The organism is Atribacter laminatus (genome assembly GCF_015775515.1).
Classification (GTDB): Bacteria; Atribacterota; Atribacteria; order Atribacterales; family Atribacteraceae; genus Atribacter; species Atribacter laminatus.
Window position 1 is genome coordinate 990,391 of the sequence record NZ_CP065383.1, and the last position, 19,979, is coordinate 1,010,369.

Genomic DNA, 19,979 nt, shown 5'->3' on the forward strand with positions numbered 1-19,979 from the left:
ATTGCCACGTCACTCCGTTCCTCGCAATGACGAGTCAGAGTTCCTTCTCCCTTGATGGGAGAAGGTGAGGATGAGGGTGGAACCTCTGATTGAAACCCAGGTTTGGTGTTTTAAAATTAAGGTTTGAGGTGAATATCCAAGCTCCCCCCTCACCTTAATCCTCTCCCACGGAGGGGCGAGGAAAAAAAGAACAATAAGAATTCAGAGTTCCTTCTCCCTTGATGGGAGAAGGTGAGGATGAGGGTGGAACCTCTGATTGAAACCCAGGTTTGGTGTTTTAAAATTAAGGTTTGAGGTGAATATCCAAGCTCCCCCCTCACCTTAATCCTCTCCCACGGAGGGGCGAGGAAAAAAAGAAAAACAAGAGAAGGTAAGGGTGAGGGTGAAAGCTCAGGATGGCATCCTGGTTGGTTGCGCTAAATTGGTTGTTTAAAACTTGTTTTTAACCGATATGATTACGGAGATTATATGGTTTTTTCAGCTAAAAAAGTATTACGTTATATATTCGCCCTTTTTTTTATCATTACATTAAACTTTTTTCTCCCCCGTGCTATGCCCGGTGATCCAGTAATTAATCTTCTTGGAGAGGATTTTATTGCTGGAAAAGAAGCAGTTGAGAAAATTCGAGAAGAATTGGGACTGAACAGGCCAATATTAGTTCAATATGCCAGTTATTGGGCAAAATTGTTACGGTTTGATTTCGGATATTCTTATCATTTCCGAGCTCGAGTTTCTTCTCTAATCATTTCACGTTTAAAATGGACTTTTATCTTGGTTGCTCCTTCGTTGATTCTTGGAACGATTATAGGAGCATTGGCTGGTTCTCTTGCTGGATGGAAAAGGAAAAGCAAAGGGAATACCTTTTCCTTCCTTTTCTTTTTATTTATTTACTGCTCTCCTCCTTTTTTTATTTCTCTCTTGTTTCTCTATTTTTTTGGATTTCAACTCGGCCTTTTCCCTCTAAAAGGCTTTTATACGACAGGAAATTGGATTGATATTCTGAAACACCTTTTTTTACCGGTTTTAATTATGACCTTATTTTCTGCTTCTCGAAATTATATGGTGATGAGGGGGAGCGTTCTCCAAGAGAAAGAGAAGTTATATGTATGGTATGCTCGAGCCAAAGGTCATTTGGATGATAGTATATTGTTTCAGCATGTTTTTAAAAATGCTTCACTGCCGGTCATAACCCTTTTTGCTCTTGATTTTGGATTTTTATTTGCCGGAGTGCTATTCATTGAAATCGTTTTTTCACTTAATGGAATGGGCACTCTCATTTACCAGTCGATACTATCTCGAGATTATCCAGTTCTTCAGGGAACTTTTTTGATCATTTCTTTTATGGTTATTATTGCCAATTACCTTACTGATTGGATTTATAATTGGATTGATCCTCGTGTGAGAGCAAACCGATGAAAGACTTGATTTTTCAACGAAAAAAATATTTCACTCGAATAGGTGGATTTCTCTTTATCCTTTTTTTATTGATTGCTATATTTTCTCATTTTATTGCCCCTTTTCAACTCAGGGATCGTTTTGATCCCTTCTTGCCCCCAGGGTTAAAACATCTTTTGGGGACCAACGATATTGGGAATGACCTCTTCACTGAATTTATCTACGGGTCAAGGACGACACTACTAGTTGGATTGTTAACCGGGGCTTTTGCGGTATCAATTGGGGTATTGGTAGGTCTTTTTGCCGGTTATCACGGAGGAGTCATTGATGAATTACTGATGGGTATTACTGATGTTGTCTTAATGATCCCAAGGATACCCTTAATAATCGTTCTTTCGGCTTTTTTACGTCCCAGTGTAGGATTGATGATCCTGGTGATGAGTGTTTTGTGGTGGACCTCAACCGCTCGGGTAATCCGCTCTCGGACAATGCAGATCCGTACAATGGGTTTTGTTGAAAGTGCTCGTTGTTTGGGATTTTCAAATTGGCATATTCTTTTTTATGAAATCTTGCCGAACATTGTTATGATCATCATTCCAGAATTTCTTATCACGGTAGCTTCTGCCATGATATCAGAAGCCTCATTGTCTTTTTTAGGTTTGGGAGATCCTACGCTAAAAAGTTGGGGAATGATGATTCATCATGCTTTTCAGAGAGGTGGATTCCTGAATGGAATGTGGTGGTGGTACATTCCACCAGGTATGGGTATTACATTATTTGTTTTATCAATGGTATTTTTAAGTTTTGCCTTTGAAGAAACAGAAATTGGAATGGGAGAGGAAGTCGCCATTGTCCCTTTTAACCGTTGAAAGACTCAATGTTGTTTTTACCACTCACCAAGGGAAAGTTAAAGCAGTAAAAAATGTATCGATGACGATTCCCCACCAGGAAACGCTGGCTTTAATCGGTGAAACCGGTTGCGGTAAGTCGGTGATAGCTCAATCGATTTTAAGGCTTCTTCCCAGCAATGCTCAAATCAATGGAAGAATACTTTTCCAAGGTCGTGATTTGCTTCTGGTTGACGAAAAAACTATGGCTTCGATTCGCGGGAAAGAGATTGCGATAATTTTTCAGAATCCATCTTTGGCTTTAAATCCAGTTTATTCTATTGGATGGCAGGTTGGAGAACCCTTTCGAATCCACCAAAGCGCTAACCGAAACCAGTCAATTCAGGAGTCGGTTCGTCTTCTCTCCTACATGAAGCTTGATAAACCAGAGTCGGCGGTAAAAATGTATCCTTTTGAGTTTTCAGGAGGCATGAACCAAAGAGCACTAATCGCTTCTGCTCTGGCTCTTCATCCCAATCTCATCATTGCTGACGAGCCAACTCAAGGGTTGGATAGAACATTGATTAAACAAATAATTGAACAGCTTGATCGAGCTCGAAAAATTCATTCATCATCGATGTTGCTTATTACCCATGATTTAACGGTAGCTCGGTCAATATCAGATTGGATTATGGTTATGTATGCTGGAGAAATAGTTGAGCAAGTCCCCACTTTGGACTTTTTTCAATCACCGATGCACCCCTATTCTCAAGGTCTGCTTCAAAGTCTTCCAGAGAATGGATTTCATCCCATACCTGGGCAGTCTCCTTCGATGATTGAAAATCTTTCAGGATGCCAGTTCCATCCCCGTTGTCAGTGGGCAAGAGAACAATGCCGTTGGGAAAGGCCTGGACTATTGCCTATCAATGGGCGGATGGTAAGGTGTTTTTTATATGATTGAACTTCAAAATGTTTCTTATGAATATTCCAAAGGCTGGCCAAGAAAACAACACCAAATCGTTCTGAGCGATATTTCGGTTAAACTCTGTATGGGAAAAACCTTTGGGCTTATGGGACATTCTGGAACCGGTAAAACAACTTTAGGTAAAATTGTTGTCGGTTTAATGAAATCCTATTCGGGAAAGATTTCCTTTCACGGAAAGGATATATCACAACTGAAATCCCCAGATTGGCTCTTTTTTCGTCGCAAGGTTCAAATGCTTTTTCAAGACCCTCAAGGATCGTTAAATCCTAAAAAAAGGATAGACGCTTCCTTGCGTGATGTCCTCAAAATTACCAAAATTCCTTTTAATCAGCAGAAACAAGCCATTGAAGATGTTCTAAAAACCGTTGGTCTTTCAACCGACTTTTTATTGCGCTATCCAGCTCAACTTTCTGGAGGTCAGAATCAACGAATTTCTTTAGCTCGGATTTTGTTGTTGAAACCCGAGTTTATCGTTTTAGATGAACCGACTTCAGCATTAGATATATCGGTTCAAGCTCAAATACTTTTTCTTCTTGGTGAGCTTCAAAAGAATCATGGTTTGGGATTTCTTTTTATTTCTCATGATCCTGAAGTCATTCAATTTATGTCCCACTCAATAGGAATACTTAAAGATGGAAGCTTGGATATCATTCAAGAGGGATAAATAAATGAAATATACTGAATATATATGGGATTTTGACGGTACCCTGTTTGATACCTATCCGGTTATGGTAAAAGCCTTCCAAAGAGCTTTGAGAGAACTAGGAATAGAAGAAAAACCTGATACTTTACTTCTCTTTATGAAAAAATCAATAGCTGAGACGATTGATTATTACCAAAGTCGTTACCAACTGGAAGAGTTGTTCTTCAAAAGGTATTTAGAAATTCGTCGTTCCTATTCTCTGGATGAACAACCACCTTACTCTGGAGCAATGAAGGTTTGTTGCCAGATTGTCCAACAGGGAGGAAGGAACTTTATCGTCAGCCATCGGGAATCTTCTTCTCTCTATGCCCTTCTTGATCATTATGGAATGAGGCAACTTTTTACTGAAATTATAACCGGCGATGATGGATTTGAAAGAAAACCAAGCCCGGAAGCCTTTCTTTATCTGATTAAAAAAAATCAGTTAAAAAAGGAATCGACCTTGGCAATTGGGGATCGAATCCTCGACATACAGGCCGGTCGAGAAGCTGGAATTAAAACGGTTTTCATTAATTTGAATGATGATTTAGATTGCGATTTGGCTGATTTTAAGATTCATTCTCTCGAAGAAGCATTGAGCTTGTAGGATAGACCTTCTTGATACCTATCAGCATCAGATGAGAATGAAAACCAAGATTCGACATGCCATGGCAGGTCGCTACATTAATTACTGAATGGGCACAATGTATTGTGCCCATTCATTTTTATATTCTTTGGTAGAGGCTTAATGTTATCAAAAATCGGCCAGTGATATTTAAAATAAATCATCATTTAAGAATTTCATAGCAATTTGGCGAAATTCCTTGTTGCGGCTTATGAGGAAGGGATGATATCCATTGGGAAAAAGGAGAACCAATGACTTTTTTATCTGAAGAGCTAATTTTGAAACCTTTTCTTCAATGTGCGAAATAGCTTCATCCCTTAAGCTTCCAGTAAAAAGAACTGGTCCAGAAATTTTAGACAAATCCCCATTCAGAAGAGGGAGATTGTTTTCAGCGACCCGTTCTAACATCGCAGTATCGAGATCGATCACTCTTTCCCAATCTGCTCCATGGATATTCTTCCAATAATCAGCCATCGGCGTTTTTTTGGAATGCTCTCTTCCAGCTTTAATTGCCGATACTTCATTTTGAATCAGGCAATTTCCAGGAGAACTATCAGCGATAATGTGATCAACCAGGTCAGGTTTCTGCATGGTTAAATTTAAAGCCACCGTTGATCCACCGCTGGTCCCAATGATATCAATTTGGGAAAGTTTTAAAGCTTGGCATAAGAATAAGGCTACTTGCGAATTATAGTACCAGAAGTCGTCCCTTAAGGAAGACAATCGATCAGACTTTCCAAATCCTGGAGAATCAATGGCAATAACCAGGCGATTTTTGGAAAAAAAGGTGATATCTTGGCTAAACATCTCTGAGGAAACGGTATTTCCATGGAGAAGCAAAAGTGGTTTTCCTGAACCTTCAATCCGATAAAAGACTTTCAAACCATCATACTCAAAAAAAGGCATGGAATTCCTCCTGATTTGAAAATGTTTCAGTTTCTTCAAGTAATGGGTTCAATTAAAAATATCGGGCAACATTACAATAAAGAACAATGTAAATCATCGCCCGATATTTAAATAATATCATATTTTAAGCTGATTGAAGATATTTATTTCTCTTTCTTTATAACTCCATTAAAACAGAGTTGGTGATGAGATTCGTCAATTTTTTTGGTAAAAAGACTAATAAGAATAGTCACCACAGCTGAAATAGGTAGTGCGATAACGATGGGATCTACTACATTCCAGGGATGACCCCAGAGCGCTGGTTTTCCAAAAAGTGCAGCAACCAATCCAATCACCTTTGATTCACTTTCATGAACGAATAGGAACCAAAAGATGCTAATGAAAAACCCACTCAACATTCCGGCGATAGCTCCAGCTTTAGTTATTTTGCGAGAGTAGAGTCCACCTACATACATCGGGAGGAGGGCAGAGGCACATAAACCCATGAAGAGCGATGTTCCTCGAGCAATGATTGCAGTTCCGGCTTCAAAGAAACGTGGGAGTGCCCAGGCAAGGAAAGTGCTGATTAATATTCCAATTGAGGTTCCCAATCGACTCAAGCTCATGGAGGTTTTTCTCTTCAGTAGCGTTTCAACAATATCCCGACTTAAAGAGGTCCCCATGGTATGATATTGACCACTCAGGGTTGACATGGCAGCCGAAAAGAGAGTAACCAGGAAAATAATTCCAAACCAACCTGGCATGACTTTTTGAATAAAAAGAGGAATAATCGCATCCACGTTTTTGTTGGCGGATAAAAAGGAGATTTGCTGCTGAGATTGGAAGAAGTAAACATTTGAGAGAGCGCCAACAACGAAAGCGACACCAGTCATAAAAAGAATGAAGATTCCACCAATTAATGTTGCCCGATTTAACTCGCGGGTGCTTTTTACTGTCATAAAACGGACTACCAGCTGAGGTTGGGCAAGTACACCAATGCCGACTCCTAAAACAATAGTGGAAACAACCGTCCACCAGAGATTGCTTCCCAGGGCAGGCATGGAAGTGAAACCGAGATGCCCTCGAGCACCAAAAATTTCAGTAATTTGTGGATTTAATGAGGCTAATGATTCATGGGCATTCACAATCCCTCCCAACCGGGAATAGGTCACGCCAATCAAAATAATCATTGCCAGGAGCATAATTGATCCTTGAAAAGCGTTGGTATACATGACACCTTTCAAGCCACCCATGATGACGTAAATAGCTACGATTGCAGAAAAAACAAAAAGACCGACGTCATAATTAATGTTAAAATTAACCACCAGAATTTGGACGGCTCCCATGAGAACAGCGGCGATGTAAATCGGCAAAAACACGAATATCATAATACCACTAAAAATTTCGATGAATCGCGATTGATATCTTTTTCCTAAAAATTCTGGGAAGGTATGGCAATCCAAATTAACACCCATAGCGCGAGTTCGATGACCAAAAAACACAAAGGCGATAAAAATTCCTACAAAAATATTGAGAAAAGTAAGCCAGAGCATGCTCAATCCATAAAGGGCAGCTGCTCCGCCAAAACCTACAATTGCTGATGTACTAATGAAGGTAGCGCCATAAGACATTGCCATTAAATATGGGTGGGCGCTTCTTCCTGCTAGCAAATAATCTGTTGCATTTTGAGTTCGGCGATATCCAAGATATCCTAAATAACCAGTCAATAGCATATAAACTAATACTGATAGAATTAAAACGATTTGATTCATCTTAGTTCTTCCCCTTCCTGAATTTTCAAGTTACAGCTCTTCTTCCAACTCCTTTTCTTCTTTCTGCCACTCAACCAATTTGACCGGTTCGATCGGTTTTTCACCGCCTTGATTCCAGTATAAAATGCCATAAATTACACATAGTAAGGAACTAGCAATGCAGAGAATATAGAGGAGAGCAATGGTAAAGTCATGTAAACCCAGCATATTTCCCACTCCTTCGGTTAAAATTTAAATTGTGACAATTGTAGCAAAAGAAGGTGAAAAAACAATAGAAAATTTAAAAAAAAGAGATAATTTTTAGTTATGATAAATAGCTTACATTACGAGGATGGTTCAGGGTCGGTATCTTGTTGTTCATTCTCTTCTTTTTCAATTTCACTTAATAATTTATCAAGCTCTTCTTGAGTTTTTCTCAATTTGCTCTTACAAATTTGGCTCAAGACTGTCGCACGTTTTACCTTTTCGGCTAAAAGATCAACATCAATTTCTCCATTTTCAATTTCATCGACTATTTTCTCTAATTCCTCAAGAGCTTGTTTATAGCTTATATGATCCTTTTTATTCATGATTTATCCTCCACTTTGCTCAATATTAATCCATCGAGAAGCTGTGTTGTAATAATTTGGCCTGATTTCGCTTGTTTAACACTGGTAAGAAGGTTTCCATTCATTCGGGCAATACTAAACCCTCGTTTCATGAGATTTATTGGATTAAAATGATACATAAATTGTTCAAGGAGCAAATGTTTGTTCTTGGCTTCTTGGAATTTTTGCCGAAAAACCGCATTCACTTTTTGTAAGATTAGAGACAAGCGATTTTGATGGTCAGAAAAATATTTACGACTTGCCAGGCAAAAACGAATTGCTAAAAGTTGATATGTTGAAAAAGTATGTGACAAAATATTTTTCAAAGCGTGGTTCAAATTGTTGAGATTTTCTTGGAGTGAAAAGCGTGAATTTTCTAATAATCGGTCAGAGTAACGAATTATACTGTTTTGTAATTCTTCAATCTGAGTTTCAAAAAGACGAATTCCAGAGATTAAAAAATCAGCAACTGCAGTTGGGGTTTTTTTCTTGGTATGAGCAACCATGTCAACCACGGTGTCATCGCGCTCATGTCCGATGCCAGTCACTACTGGTAAGGGAAAGCGAGCAATTTCTGCAGAAAGTTCATAATCATCAAAACAACTTAGGTCAATTTGAGAGCCACCACCTCGAATAATCACCACCAAATCGAATAAATCAATTTGTTTTTTAATTTTTTGAAGGGCAGCTATTATCGAGAATGATGCCTCTTCTCCCTGCATTAAGGCTTGGAATAAACTGAGAGAGAACTGATATCCATAAGAATTTTCCTGGAGGTGGGTCATAAAATCGCCATAACCAGCAGCTGTCGGGGAGGATATAATGGCAATGCGCTGGGGAACTAAAGGAAGGAGAAGAGATTTATTCAATTCTAATAGGTTTTCTCGTAAAAGGCGTTCCACCGTCTCTCTTTTTTTTCGGGCCATCTCTCCGGTCGAATAGGTAGGATCAATATCTTTAATATTGAGACTCAATCCATATACTTCATGGTATTGAACCTGAGCACTAAAGAGGATTTTCATGCCTCTTTTAAGGGTTTCTCCAGTTGCTTTTTCAAATTTATAGGAAAGAGATCGGTAATTATAAGCCCAGATCGTAGCTCTGGCTTGAGCGATGACCTTCTCCTCATTTTTATCGACTAATTCTAAATAACAATGACCATTTTGATTTTCTTTAATGTTGGCGATTTCTGCTACAATCCATATATATTCCGGAAAGTTATCCCCAACAACTTTCCGGATGAGAACGCATAAATCATATAGACTGATAAATTGTGAAGCAATCATTTGATTAACCATTAATTTTTTCCGATTCTAAAATATGTAATCGCTTGGTTGAATAGATCAATAAAAATTGACTCAACTACTCTATAATTCCTTTCTTTTTAAAAGTTTCTTCCATATCTTTGACTAAATCTCCAAATTTTTTGAGAAGATGATCAACTGGTTGGGTTGAAATCATATCTACCCCAGCTGCCTTGAGTATTTCCACGGGATAATCAGAGCTTCCTGCTTTTAGAAAACTCAGATATTTATCAATAGCATCTGGTTGATCAGTAAGGATATTATTGAGAAGTTCATTGGATGCGGCAAGAGAGGTTGCATATTTAAAGACATAAAAATTCATATAAAAATGGGGAATACGAGACCAGCCGCGACTGGCTAATTCTTCAACGATAAAATCCGGACCGTAGTATTTTCCCAATAGCTCTTTCCAAGCATCACTGAGATATTTATAAGAAAGCGCTTCGCCTTTTTCTATTCTTTCATGGATTATTTGCTCAAATTCTGAATACATAACCTGGGTATAGACCGTGCCCCGAATGTTTTCGATCAGTTTGTCTAAAAAATATAATTTTTCATCATCATTTTTTGCGTTTTTGATGAGGTATTCTAACATGAGGTTTTCATTCATGGTTGAAGCGACTTCAGCAGTGAAAATTGGTGTTTGAGAATTTACATATTTTTGACTGCTATTGGTGTAATGAGAATTCAGAGCATGACCCATTTCGTGAGCAAGGGTTAGCATGGAATCGGCAGTATTGTCATAATTCATTAAAATATAAGGATGAGTATCATACGCGCCCCAGCTGTAACCACCGGTTGCTTTGTTTTCGGTTTCATACACATCAATCCATCGGTTCTCAAACCCTTTTTTTAACATATCCAAATATTCTGGTCCCAAAGGTTTTAGTCCTTCTAAAAGCTTTTGTTGGGCTTTTTCATAAGAGACCGTAAGTGTATAATCTGCCACCAGGGGGACATACATATCAAAAATTTGAACCTGGTCCAGTTGAAAGACCTTTTTTCGCAATTGAACATATTGATGGAGATAAGAAAGATTATTATTCACCGCTTGAATGAGGTTATCGTAAACTTCTCTTGGAATATTTTCGCTAAAAAGTGAAGCTTCAAGCGAAGAATCATATTTTCGAGCCTGGGAATAAAACCAGTTCTTTTTAACTTCTGAATTTAAAGTAGCAGCTAAAGTATTTTTGGATTTATCATAGGAATTTAGAATTCCTTCATAAACCCGCTTGCGGAATTCTCGGTCAGGGCTTTGTAAGTATCGATAAAAAACTCCCTCGGAGAGTTGAACTTCTTTACCTTTATCATCCAGAACCTTTGGGAAAATCATATCCGCCTCAGTTACTTTATCGAATATTACTGAAGGAGCACTTGCCATATCTGATGCTTTGGCTAACAATTCTTCTTCAGGTTTAGAAAGAGTGTGAGGTTTTAATTTTAACAAGGCATCTAAAGTATGACGATAATCGCTAAAAGCTGGATCCTCCATATATCCTTTGAGAACTGATTCTGGTTGGCTTAATAATTCTGGCCTTATAAAAGATACCGTTGCTGCAGCTTGGGAATAAAGAGTTTCAGCTCGAGAACTCATTTCTGAAGCAACGCTATCATCCTGGTTTTCATCGGCTTTCATATAGGCATAAACGTATAATTTTTCTATTAATCGGAAGAGTTCGTCGTTGAATTGTAAACAGGCGAGAACGTTTTCAGCCTGGCTTAATTTATCACGGAATTCCTCCATCTTGGGAAGGTATTCATTTTGAATCTTGGCAAAATCTATTTCCCATTCTTTTTGGTTGGAATAAATATCACCCAAGTTCCATTGGTATTTTTCTTCAATCTGTCCTCTTGACACAGGTCCCTCCGCTGCTAATGCATTAAAATGTATTGTACCGAGAATAAGAAATGAACCAATAAGGCAATAGATAAGGGAAAGTAATTTTTTATTCATATTCAATTGGCTCTTCGCCTCCGCCTCCTTTTTTAAGGAACTAATTTATGCTAATTTATTTTAAACAATTAATCAATGCTGAAAATGGGGTAGCTGAATAATCCTGGATCTTATAATTTTAAAAATATCTCCAAGCATGACTATTTTAGACAAATCTCCAATAGAGCTTAAAAATATGTTTTAAGATTGCTTAAGGTACTGTTATGTAGTAAATTGAATTTAATTAAGCAAATCAAAAAAGGAATTATTTTAAAAATTGGTACAAAAGGCTATTGATAAAAGAGAATTGTTTTCGTAACCTATTAGAGTGTTAATTATCTTAAAATTCTTTGCAGGTCTAATGATACATCAATAGAAAGATATTTATAATTATTTTATGAGTTTAACCGATATAATATAAATAGTAATTATATTTAGGAGGTGATTTAATGTTACAAAAAAGTCGTATTATTTTTCTTATCGTTAGTTTAGTAGCAATTTTTACATTATTGCTGGGGTGTACTCCACCCTCACCAACACCAACACCGACACCGCCTGATGATATTGACAGGGCTCGGGACCTGGCTATTGCGAAAGCAAATGATGCCGGGAATGAGGTTCCAACCAATATTACTAACTGGACCAGGCAAACCATACCAGCAACAATGCCTGGAGGGACTATGTTGGTGAAATACTCTGGAGTTTCAAATGGAAACTGGTATATTGATATTTCCTATACCTCGGGATTGTCATTGGAAAATACTGATTATTCTGTAACGATTCAGTTTGATGGTATGCCAGCTATTTGGACTGGGACAATAACCTATGAAGAGTTGTATCCAATAGTATATTAATAAAAGAGTCTTTCATTTTTTCCTTTTCAATGAATAGACATTTTATTCTATTGAATGCATAGAAAATTAATAAAGCCCGGATTGTTTCACCCGGGCTTTATTAATTAAGGTTGTACGCAAATAGATTAGTGCTTTTTTAGATACTGATACACAGCACAGTTATTAAGCTGCCCCTCAACTTTTTGACGAATCTCTTCTTTATCTTTTAGCAGATAATTTTGATCAAAAAATGACCAAGCGTTTTCTTCTTGATTTACGTAAATATATGGAATAACAACCTGCAGAACGCTCGATAGATATTCTCCAGTGCTATCGTCATAAGAATCTGGGTTGGCTTTTACTTTGGATGTATATTCTTGGCAATATTGAATATTCTCTTCAATATCCTTTAATAGATAATCGGCAAAACGGGTATTGGCAGGAACGAATTGATTTGAAGATTCGTCAAAAGCAAAAACTACTGCTGGTAAAGGTGAATAGGCATGGGGCATGCGATCAAAATAATCGAAGGTTAACAAGGTTTGAATAAACTCAGAATTCCCATCCTTATTAATATCTTCTATCACTATTCCATATCCAACCGGATATTTTTGACTATCGTAAAGAATGGTTATTGGAGAAGATAGCTCAATAATCCAATCACTCCAACAGCAATGGGCGCCACCAGAAAACTGCTCGATAACCAATTGTTTATCCCGGTTAACAATGAATGGGTAAAGACCGAAAATGGTCATATCTTCAAGGTAACCGTTTTCAAAGCGCATAATCACTTCATTGTTTCTTTTCAGGACCGCACTCCATTGTTCATCTTGGGGTCCAGGGATTTTTTCAATGGAATAATCATTAATGGAAAGCGATTTTGTATTATGAAATATCTTATCGAGAGTATTTATCTCCTGTCCAAAAACGATTTCTCCCAAGAACCCCATGGAAACATAAAGGAATAAAACAGAAATCAATATTAATAGATTTTTTTTCATCTATGTTCTCCTTGTTACTTCTTGCCTTTTTTAGCCTGATTAAGCCAATATTGAGCATTTTTATCTTGGGGTTGCAAGGTCAGATATTTTTCCAAACTTTTCACCGCTGCAGCATAATCCTCATTTTTCAATTGGCTTATTCCAAGCCAATAATAAGCGACCTCTAAATTGGGATTTTCTCTAATTGCAGCCTCAAAAAGTTGAATGGCTGGTATATATTGATTTTGAAGATAGGCATTTTGGGCTTGTTCATATATGTCCCAGGCTTCTTTCCCGTATAATCTCCAATTTTGCATTTTGTTGAGGAAGTACTGAGCTTGAGTATTGCTTGGATCAAGCTGAATTACCTTTTTCCAAGCCCAAATGGCTTCATCAACCATGTTATTCTCCTGATAGGTTCGAGCTAACCAATACCATGCCTTAGTAAAATTTGGCTTAGCTGAAGTTGCATCAATAAAAAATTGAATAGCATCACCATAGCGACCAGCTTGGTACAGATTATATCCTTGATCAAACATGGTTTGAGCATAACCATCAACAGTATTCTGATCTCCATAATCTATTTCAACCGTATCAAGAGCATAAACCGACCCGGAGAAAATAAAAAACAACAAGAATAGACTTAACAGAAAGCACGTACTCATATTTTTATTCATGATATTCAACCTCCTTTCAAAGGATATATTGGAATATTAACATATTTTATAGTTTTGAAACAAAAAAATACATTTTTGTGTATTTATTTCTAAGATTAAGATTGTTTTTACCTTCTGATTTTTTATTAACCATTTTCTTTTAACTTTGTTCCTGAGAGATTGTTTTAGATCAATTCTAATTTTTATATAACCAAAGAAAAGATAATAGAAAAAAAATTTAACTTGACTTTAAAAGAAAATTAAATATGATTTGAATTTGAATGTTCCTATAAAAATGTTATTATTAAAGTGGTTTAATAAAATAGGAGGTCGTTTGAATGAAAAGAACTTATTGGATTGTTATGGTCATTTCAGTTTTATTACTTACTCTTACTATGTCTGGTTGCTTATGGAAGGCTCTCAGCAGTGGCTCAGGTAGCGCAACCCCGACTCCGTCCCCCACTCCAACACCAACGCCAACTCCAACACCAACCCCAACCCCGACTCCAACTCCAAACTCTGGCCTAACCTGTACAACCTGTGATACCTGTGCTACATGTACTCCAACTCCAAGTCCAACCTGTACAACCTGTGATACCTGTAATACTTGCCCAACACCAACACCAACCTGTAATCCTTGCACAACCTGTAATCCTTGCCCAACCCCAACCTGTGATCCTTGCCAGACCTGTGATCCTTGCCAGACCTGTGATCCGTGTTGTAATCCTTGTTAAAACTGTAGCCTGTAATAATTGTATTTTGGACTAGAAAAAACTAAATAACTAGTTAATAAATAAATAGGATAGGCTACCCTAATGCATAGTTATAGTGACTACAAAAATTATGGTGACCTATCTTTTTTATTTAAAATGTTCTCAATATTTATGCTGAATGTTATTCTTTGACAATTTTTTATGAGTTGACCTTGTTAATAGATTTCGGTATTCAGTGATAATGAAAATGGTTGCCCCCTCACCCTAACTCTCTCCCACCAAGGGGCGAGGGGAAAATTCCTTACTTCAACCGTTCTCCATTCTTAATTTTTATCTTACTCACGATTCGCTATTCACAGTTTTTAGGATTGAGATTCCCATTTTATTTTGCTCCTCACAAAGATATTCAACCAATACCATTAGCTCCTTTTTTTGCTAATTCATCAGCACGCTGGTTCCATAGATTACCAGAGTGACTTTTTACTTTTTGCCAATGAATTTGAATTGGAGAATGGTTAATAAAATCAGTGTAATTTTTTGTCAAGCTTATATTGGTTTTCCAATCTCCAGTAACCCATTTCTGAATGCCCCAATAATCAAAATATATAGTAATTTTTGTTATGTTTTCTTTTTGGCACCATTTGACCACTTGGATGACAGCAAAAAGTTCTCCTCCTACTTGGCGGGAATGACTAAATTCTTCAGGTACCGAACCAAACAATTCGCTTTTAACCTTATTTTTATGAATAATAACTGCTCCGTATCCAACCTTATGGTTATAATACGACCCATCGACGTAAGCTTCCCATTCATTCATTGAAAAATTCCTCACTCTTTTAAATTTGTTCATTTATCAATGTTCTATTTCCTTGAATATCTTTAAATTAAATCAGGTGTAATTATTCCATCTTTAATATGATAAAAAGTAACCGGTATGGATTCTAAATTAAATAAAGACTTTGCTTTTTGGATGATATTAACGGTTTCAGGATGACAAGAGAAAAGAAATATTTGATTTTCTTCAGAAAATTGAAGAATAATTTTTGTAGTATTAACTTGTCTGGATGGGTCATAATTTACCAAAATATCATCTAAGAGAATGGGGAGTGGTTCGTTCTTTTGACCAAAATCCAATGCCAGACCGAAACGGATAGATAAATAAACTTGATCAGCCAAACCGCTACTCCATTCTTTTTCTTTTTTTCTCCGATGGTTCTGCTCTTCCAAGTAGATTGTTTGGTTATCAACTGAGCTGAATAGATGGTAACGATGATTGGTTATCTGTTGAATAAAATGCTGAGCTTCTTGGATAACACGTGGTTGTCGACTTTGTTCATAAATATTTTGGGTTTGTTTTAAGAAATGGCGAGCCAAAACTAAGGTTGTCCATCGCTTTAGATAATTGTTCAGCTTTTCACGGTGAAGACGCTCTTCGAAAAGAAGTTCTCCCTGAGTTTGGTTGTTTTCCAAATAGGTCATTCTTTCAATAATAGCTCCTTTTTCCTGCTCATCTTGACCAATCTTTTGAATGAGGTTATTGAGTTCCTGCTCGAGGGATCTTTTTTCTTCATGAAGTTGGAGAACATCGGTTTTCTGTAGCTCTTTGATCAATGAATTGAGCTTTTCTGGTTTTTCAGCAATGAGCAGAAGACTTTCCTTTGTTTCAATCATTTCTTTTTGAGCAGCGAGCCATTTTTCGTGAGCAGCGGCAAAAAGTAGAAAATTTACTTCATCATTAACCTTTATCAAATTATAAAGATCTGAAATTTCCTTTCTCTTCGATAAAAGTTGTTCTTCAATTATTTTCTCTTCCAGTTTTTTTTGCTCGATTTGCTCTCTTAGTAAAAGATATTTTCTTTTTCTTTCTATAGCTTCAGCATAATAGGAATGAAGACGATCAAAGCTGGAAATATCCACTTCGTTTTTGGTGGGTAAATCTTCGCATAATTGAAGAAGACTTAATAGTGAAGACCGAGCTTTTTCTAAATAATTAGAGTTCTGAATTTCTCGCTCTTCTTCGCTGAGCAGATGGAGTTCTTGTTTTTGAGCGTTTTCAATTAATTGCTGGAAAGCCTGGAAATCATCCGGTTGGATAACGGTTGGGAATCCGTTGTCAAATAACCAAGCTAACCAATTCTCCCTCATTTGTTTTTTTTCTTTTTCAGCTTCAGCAAGGCTTTGCCATAAATCATTTATCATTTGCTGGGTTTCTTGTTGTTTTAAAATTAGGCTATCCTGTTCTTTTTTGAGCTCTTGACGTTTCAAGAAGTCCTCTAATTCTTTTTCAAATTGGATTTCGAAGCTTTCCAATTCGTTATAGCTGAAAAATTTCTTGGAAAAATACTTTTGACTCACTTCATCAATTTGACGGTTAATTTGCCTAGATTGCTTATGAAGCCTGATAATTTCTTCATGAATTTGATCTATTTCATCCTCATATTTATTTAAATTGGATAATAAACGTTTTCTCAAATAGTGTTGTTTATTATGATAATTATAGAAAGTGATAAAAATCATTATTGAACCGCTTAAACTGAGAAGCAGTAGCCATTCTTTAGGTATTTGTTGGTTGATTGAGGGAGAAATAAAGTAAATTAGCATTAATGGTAAAAATGAAATGGCTACCTTTAACCAAAGAGAAAAAGGTTTTGATATCTCTTGAGATTTACCCAGTATTTCTTCATAATGATTTTTGTGCTCTTTATCTTTTATTTTCAATTGAGTCATAAGAAATTGATTTTTATCTAACTCTCGGAAAAGGGAATGAAGTTTTTTTAAAGCTTGTTTTTTAATTTGAAGATCATCTGAGTTTATAAAAAGGGGAATCGTCGGTCGAAATATCCTTTTATTAATTAAATTAATATGATGAAAGAAGTTTTTCTTTAGTTCTGTTTTTGTATTCAATTCGTTTTGAAGGTACTGAATTTTTTCATTTATTTTTAAAAAAGATTTTTTGTAAAGTTCAACGGTTTTTTGAGTTTCAGGAGTGATTATGGTTTTTTTGAGTTTATCACGATTCCATTCGAGACCAAGGCTTGATAGTTTTTGCACAAGGTCGTTTTTTAAAAGCAGGTTTTGTTTTTTTAAGCGAGCATGTTCTTCAAGGAAGGAGAGGTACTTTTCTTTTTCTCCAATACAAAGCTCTATTTCATTTTGGTGTTGGATAATTTTTTCAAAACCAAGTGATTTTTCTATTTCAATTTTAATATTTTCTATAGCTTGATTCACATTTCTCTTTTTTAATTCCAACCCTTCAATATCGCTTTTAATCTTTTCTAACTTTTTCAAACCTTGATCTGGGAAAAATTGAGCGAATCTAAATTTTTCTTCATTTTGTTCGGCTTTTTTGAATCGAATCCAAAAATTTCTGGTTTGTTCTAAATTATTAATAAGCAACAAACGTTCTCGAATAGACTGTTCTTCCTGGCGGTTTCCCTTAATTGTTGCTTCGATGATTTCCAATTTTTTTTGATTTTCAACATATTGAGATGTTTGTTCGCGTAAGGATTTAATCTTGTAGTTAATTTCATTCAGATTTTGCAATGTTTGGTTAATAATGGGGATTCGTCCTTTTTTGGTAAGGAGATTGTCGAGTTCTCGATCAATTTTTTTTAAAAGTACAGGAAAAGAGGTTGCTCCCAACCCGGTACCTGCAGAAAAAAGACGGCTTTTAATATTTTCTTCTGACAAAATATCAAGACCTTGTAAGTCTTTTAAACCAATTGCAAAGATGCGTTCATAGGTTTGACGATCGATATTTCCCAATGAATTTTTAAAGATACTGGAATCAATAGTATTCTCGTGTTTATCTTTTATTGTCCATTTTGAACGATTCCATCCAATATAAAACTCACGACCATCTTTCATTACAACAATCAAACGACCACCATGCGTACCGTTTCCAACAGGCAAATATTCTTTCCGTTGTTGCTTATGGGAAGAAAAACCAAAGAGGCTCGTGCGAAGAAATTCCATAAGGGTGGTTTTTCCACTTTCATTATTCCCAATTATTACAATTAGACCCTTGAGCAGGTTATCCATCCCTTGCTGGTTTATTATGCCAAAACCGTCACAATATATACTTCGAATTTTCATATTGTTTTCACAAAATTTTCCATTAGTTTAGTATTTTTCATTACGCAGTAATTCTTCCAAGCCGAATAATTCGGCTTCTTTAAGAAGATCGAGACTATTATTATTTAAAATAGCCTCCATTTCATGACGAATAGTATTCCATTCTGGTCTGTGGGCAAGTATTGTTTTTAAAGTTTTTTTAAGGTCAGGTTCTTTCCTGGTCTTATCAATGGTCCGCAAGAAGTCACCAATAAAATCATCAATCAAGCGTCTTTGTTCGATATTGATCGGGGGTTGAGTTTGAATGAGGACAGATTCTATCCAAACGAACGAATTTTTTTCATTTTCTCCTTCACGAAGATGGGCAGTTAAATCTTTATCGGTATCAATTTTTTGCCGCAGAATCAGATCGAGTTCTCCCATCCCTTTTAGTGCTAAACGGAGTATGGCATGCCGACCATCAGCCTGTCGGCGGGTGTCTTCACGCTGTTCAATCAATAGAGTCAACAAATCATCCAGATGATTTAGATTAGAAATATCGATTTCTTTTTGAAACCAGCGAACAATATCGGTTGGATAAAAATCGTATTCAACATCTTGGTTTTCATAAACTTGAACCAGATAACAGCCTCTCGGGCCGTTTTCATTTATATTACGCCCCTGAGTATTTCCAGGATAAAGAATAACCGGATGATGTTTTCGTATAATCGTAGGTGTATGGATATGTCCTAATGCCCAATAATCAAGTCTGGTATTGACCAGGTCGTCAATTGAACAGGGGGCATAGTTATCATGGTTGGGCATCCCTCCGACGTTACAATGAAGAATACCAATCGAGAATACTTGATTGGATGACTTTTGATACAATTTTGCCAGGTTGTTCATATTGGCTTTTTCTTGAAAACTAATTCCGTAAAGGTGGGCAATTTCTCGATGGTTTTTGATAAAAGGAATTAAACTGACTTTATCCCCAGGGAAACGGTAAATTCCTTGGGGTAAGGTAATTTCTGGTTCCCAACCCGAAAGTGGGTCATGGTTTCCATGAACTAAGTAGCACTTTATTTGAGCTTTATTAAGTTGCTTCAACATTTCTCGAAATCGAAGTTTGGCATAGAGGCTGCGATCGACACTGTCGTATATGTCTCCTGAAATGATGACAAAATCACACTTTTTTTGAATTGCAGTATTAACAACCCCTTGGAAAGCTTCAAAGGTCGCTTTACGAAGAATATCAGCTACCCAAGGTTCAACTGAGTGAATTCCTTCAAATGGACTGTCTAAATGCAAATCGGAACAATGTATAAAACGAAAGAGTGGTTGTCTTCCCATTTCCAGCCTCTTTTCTAAACATGACTTTCTCTAATGGTAAAATATTAATACAAATGGTATTCATTCAACTCGCCGGTTATCAATTTACTTTGGAATTGTTATGAAGTCAAATGACTCACTTTTTGTTAATTAATATCGTTGCTTGCGTTGTTTTACAATACTGGATGATGATGGAAAAGTTAGGGGGATTTGAGTTTTTTCCCTCTCCGTCATTCAGGCTGTGGCACAATCCCGTTCATACACTAAGAATAGCTTAAAAGTAGAGGATACAGTACATTTATCTTCAGTTTTTGGTAATCTATTTCCAATATTACTGTAAAATATCAACATAAGTGGGGGTAAATAATTTATAAAATAATTATGACACAGTCTGATTGCGAGGAGCGCAGCGACGTGGCA

18 protein-coding genes are annotated in these 19,979 nt (G+C 36.6%); 7 read left to right on the forward strand and 11 right to left on the reverse strand.

Features of this window, described 5'->3' with window-relative positions; translation table 11 throughout:
* Positions 1-468 precede the first annotated feature (468 nt).
* From RT761_RS04635 to RT761_RS04655, 5 genes are read left to right on the forward strand one after another with little or no spacing between them, the layout of a single operon-like run.
* The gene (locus tag RT761_RS04635; RefSeq protein WP_218112907.1) at positions 469-1,416 is read left to right on the forward strand and encodes an ABC transporter permease; all 948 of its coding nucleotides are present in this window, start codon (positions 469-471) and stop codon (positions 1,414-1,416) included.
* A complete protein-coding gene (locus RT761_RS04640) occupies positions 1,413-2,264 on the forward strand; it encodes an ABC transporter permease (protein ID WP_218112908.1) in 852 nt (283 codons plus the stop codon). The genes RT761_RS04635 and RT761_RS04640 overlap by 4 nt, the downstream gene beginning before the upstream one ends.
* On the forward strand, positions 2,245-3,183 hold the full coding sequence (locus RT761_RS04645) for an ABC transporter ATP-binding protein (protein ID WP_218112909.1): 939 nt from the start codon (positions 2,245-2,247) through the stop codon (positions 3,181-3,183). The genes RT761_RS04640 and RT761_RS04645 overlap by 20 nt, the downstream gene beginning before the upstream one ends.
* Positions 3,176-3,871, forward strand: coding sequence for an ABC transporter ATP-binding protein (locus RT761_RS04650; RefSeq protein ID WP_218112910.1), 696 nt, complete (start codon positions 3,176-3,178; stop codon positions 3,869-3,871). Before RT761_RS04645 ends, RT761_RS04650 begins: the two co-directional genes overlap by 8 nt.
* 4 nt (positions 3,872-3,875) lie before the next feature.
* The gene (locus tag RT761_RS04655) at positions 3,876-4,496 is read left to right on the forward strand and encodes an HAD-IA family hydrolase (protein WP_218112911.1); all 621 of its coding nucleotides are present in this window, start codon (positions 3,876-3,878) and stop codon (positions 4,494-4,496) included.
* Positions 4,497-4,664: 168 nt separating this feature from the next.
* Here the strand turns inward: RT761_RS04655 and RT761_RS04660 are convergent, their stop codons facing one another.
* The 6 genes from RT761_RS04660 to pepF form a co-directional block, all read right to left on the reverse strand.
* Positions 4,665-5,420, reverse strand: coding sequence for an alpha/beta fold hydrolase (locus tag RT761_RS04660; protein ID WP_218112912.1), 756 nt, complete (start codon positions 5,418-5,420; stop codon positions 4,665-4,667).
* A gap of 143 nt (positions 5,421-5,563) precedes the next feature.
* On the reverse strand, positions 5,564-7,171 hold the full coding sequence (locus RT761_RS04665) for a sodium:solute symporter family protein (RefSeq protein WP_218112913.1): 1,608 nt from the start codon (positions 7,169-7,171) through the stop codon (positions 5,564-5,566).
* A gap of 30 nt (positions 7,172-7,201) precedes the next feature.
* Positions 7,202-7,378 carry a symporter small accessory protein gene (locus RT761_RS04670; RefSeq protein WP_218112914.1) on the reverse strand — a complete coding sequence of 59 codons (177 nt, stop codon included), beginning with the start codon at positions 7,376-7,378 and terminating at the stop codon, positions 7,202-7,204.
* A gap of 116 nt (positions 7,379-7,494) precedes the next feature.
* The gene (gene xseB, locus RT761_RS04675; RefSeq protein WP_218112915.1) at positions 7,495-7,740 is read right to left on the reverse strand and encodes an exodeoxyribonuclease VII small subunit; all 246 of its coding nucleotides are present in this window, start codon (positions 7,738-7,740) and stop codon (positions 7,495-7,497) included.
* On the reverse strand, positions 7,737-9,056 hold the full coding sequence (xseA, locus tag RT761_RS04680) for an exodeoxyribonuclease VII large subunit (protein WP_218112916.1): 1,320 nt from the start codon (positions 9,054-9,056) through the stop codon (positions 7,737-7,739). Before xseA ends, xseB begins: the two co-directional genes overlap by 4 nt.
* Positions 9,057-9,120: 64 nt before the next feature.
* Positions 9,121-11,016: an oligoendopeptidase F gene (gene pepF / locus RT761_RS04685; RefSeq protein WP_246465304.1), complete on the reverse strand. Its 1,896-nt coding sequence runs from the start codon at positions 11,014-11,016 to the stop codon at positions 9,121-9,123.
* 428 nt (positions 11,017-11,444) lie between these two features.
* Between pepF and RT761_RS04690 the strand changes: the two genes are divergently transcribed.
* Complete coding sequence (locus tag RT761_RS04690; RefSeq protein WP_218112918.1) at positions 11,445-11,849, forward strand: hypothetical protein; 405 nt, start codon at positions 11,445-11,447, stop codon at positions 11,847-11,849.
* A 125-nt stretch (positions 11,850-11,974) separates the two neighbouring features.
* On the opposite strand, the gene RT761_RS04695 is transcribed toward RT761_RS04690, so the two are convergent.
* Complete coding sequence (locus tag RT761_RS04695; RefSeq protein ID WP_218112919.1) at positions 11,975-12,829, reverse strand: hypothetical protein; 855 nt, start codon at positions 12,827-12,829, stop codon at positions 11,975-11,977.
* A gap of 14 nt (positions 12,830-12,843) precedes the next feature.
* Complete coding sequence (locus tag RT761_RS04700) at positions 12,844-13,485, reverse strand: tetratricopeptide repeat protein (RefSeq protein ID WP_218112920.1); 642 nt, start codon at positions 13,483-13,485, stop codon at positions 12,844-12,846.
* 317 nt (positions 13,486-13,802) lie between these two features.
* On the opposite strand from RT761_RS04700, the gene RT761_RS04705 reads away from it, so the two are divergent.
* The gene (locus tag RT761_RS04705) at positions 13,803-14,198 is read left to right on the forward strand and encodes a hypothetical protein (protein ID WP_218112921.1); all 396 of its coding nucleotides are present in this window, start codon (positions 13,803-13,805) and stop codon (positions 14,196-14,198) included.
* Positions 14,199-14,583: 385 nt separating this feature from the next.
* Here the strand turns inward: RT761_RS04705 and RT761_RS04710 are convergent, their stop codons facing one another.
* The 3 genes from RT761_RS04710 to RT761_RS04720 form a co-directional block, all read right to left on the reverse strand.
* Positions 14,584-14,994, reverse strand: coding sequence for an RNase H family protein (locus RT761_RS04710; protein WP_218112922.1), 411 nt, complete (start codon positions 14,992-14,994; stop codon positions 14,584-14,586).
* Between the two features lie 62 nt (positions 14,995-15,056).
* The gene (locus RT761_RS04715; protein WP_218112923.1) at positions 15,057-18,272 is read right to left on the reverse strand and encodes an AAA family ATPase; all 3,216 of its coding nucleotides are present in this window, start codon (positions 18,270-18,272) and stop codon (positions 15,057-15,059) included.
* A gap of 27 nt (positions 18,273-18,299) precedes the next feature.
* Positions 18,300-19,580, reverse strand: coding sequence for a metallophosphoesterase family protein (locus RT761_RS04720; RefSeq protein WP_218112925.1), 1,281 nt, complete (start codon positions 19,578-19,580; stop codon positions 18,300-18,302).
* Positions 19,581-19,979: the final 399 nt, after the last annotated feature.

Coding starts and splice junctions, on each gene's coding strand:
- RT761_RS04635 (WP_218112907.1), top strand. CDS start 469: ATGGTTTTTTCAGCTAAAAAAGTATTACGTTATATATTCGCCCTTTTT.
- RT761_RS04640 (WP_218112908.1), top strand. CDS start 1,413: ATGAAAGACTTGATTTTTCAACGAAAAAAATATTTCACTCGAATAGGT.
- RT761_RS04650 (WP_218112910.1), top strand. CDS start 3,176: ATGATTGAACTTCAAAATGTTTCTTATGAATATTCCAAAGGCTGGCCA.
- RT761_RS04655 (WP_218112911.1), top strand. CDS start 3,876: ATGAAATATACTGAATATATATGGGATTTTGACGGTACCCTGTTTGAT.
- RT761_RS04660 (WP_218112912.1), bottom strand. CDS start 5,420: ATGCCTTTTTTTGAGTATGATGGTTTGAAAGTCTTTTATCGGATTGAA.
- RT761_RS04665 (WP_218112913.1), bottom strand. CDS start 7,171: ATGAATCAAATCGTTTTAATTCTATCAGTATTAGTTTATATGCTATTG.
- RT761_RS04670 (WP_218112914.1), bottom strand. CDS start 7,378: ATGCTGGGTTTACATGACTTTACCATTGCTCTCCTCTATATTCTCTGC.
- xseB (WP_218112915.1), bottom strand. CDS start 7,740: ATGAATAAAAAGGATCATATAAGCTATAAACAAGCTCTTGAGGAATTA.
- xseA (WP_218112916.1), bottom strand. CDS start 9,056: ATGGTTAATCAAATGATTGCTTCACAATTTATCAGTCTATATGATTTA.
- pepF (WP_246465304.1), bottom strand. CDS start 11,016: ATGAATAAAAAATTACTTTCCCTTATCTATTGCCTTATTGGTTCATTT.
- RT761_RS04690 (WP_218112918.1), top strand. CDS start 11,445: ATGTTACAAAAAAGTCGTATTATTTTTCTTATCGTTAGTTTAGTAGCA.
- RT761_RS04695 (WP_218112919.1), bottom strand. CDS start 12,829: ATGAAAAAAAATCTATTAATATTGATTTCTGTTTTATTCCTTTATGTT.
- RT761_RS04700 (WP_218112920.1), bottom strand. CDS start 13,485: ATGAATAAAAATATGAGTACGTGCTTTCTGTTAAGTCTATTCTTGTTG.
- RT761_RS04705 (WP_218112921.1), top strand. CDS start 13,803: ATGAAAAGAACTTATTGGATTGTTATGGTCATTTCAGTTTTATTACTT.
- RT761_RS04710 (WP_218112922.1), bottom strand. CDS start 14,994: ATGAATGAATGGGAAGCTTACGTCGATGGGTCGTATTATAACCATAAG.
- RT761_RS04715 (WP_218112923.1), bottom strand. CDS start 18,272: ATGAAAATTCGAAGTATATATTGTGACGGTTTTGGCATAATAAACCAG.
- RT761_RS04720 (WP_218112925.1), bottom strand. CDS start 19,580: ATGGGAAGACAACCACTCTTTCGTTTTATACATTGTTCCGATTTGCAT.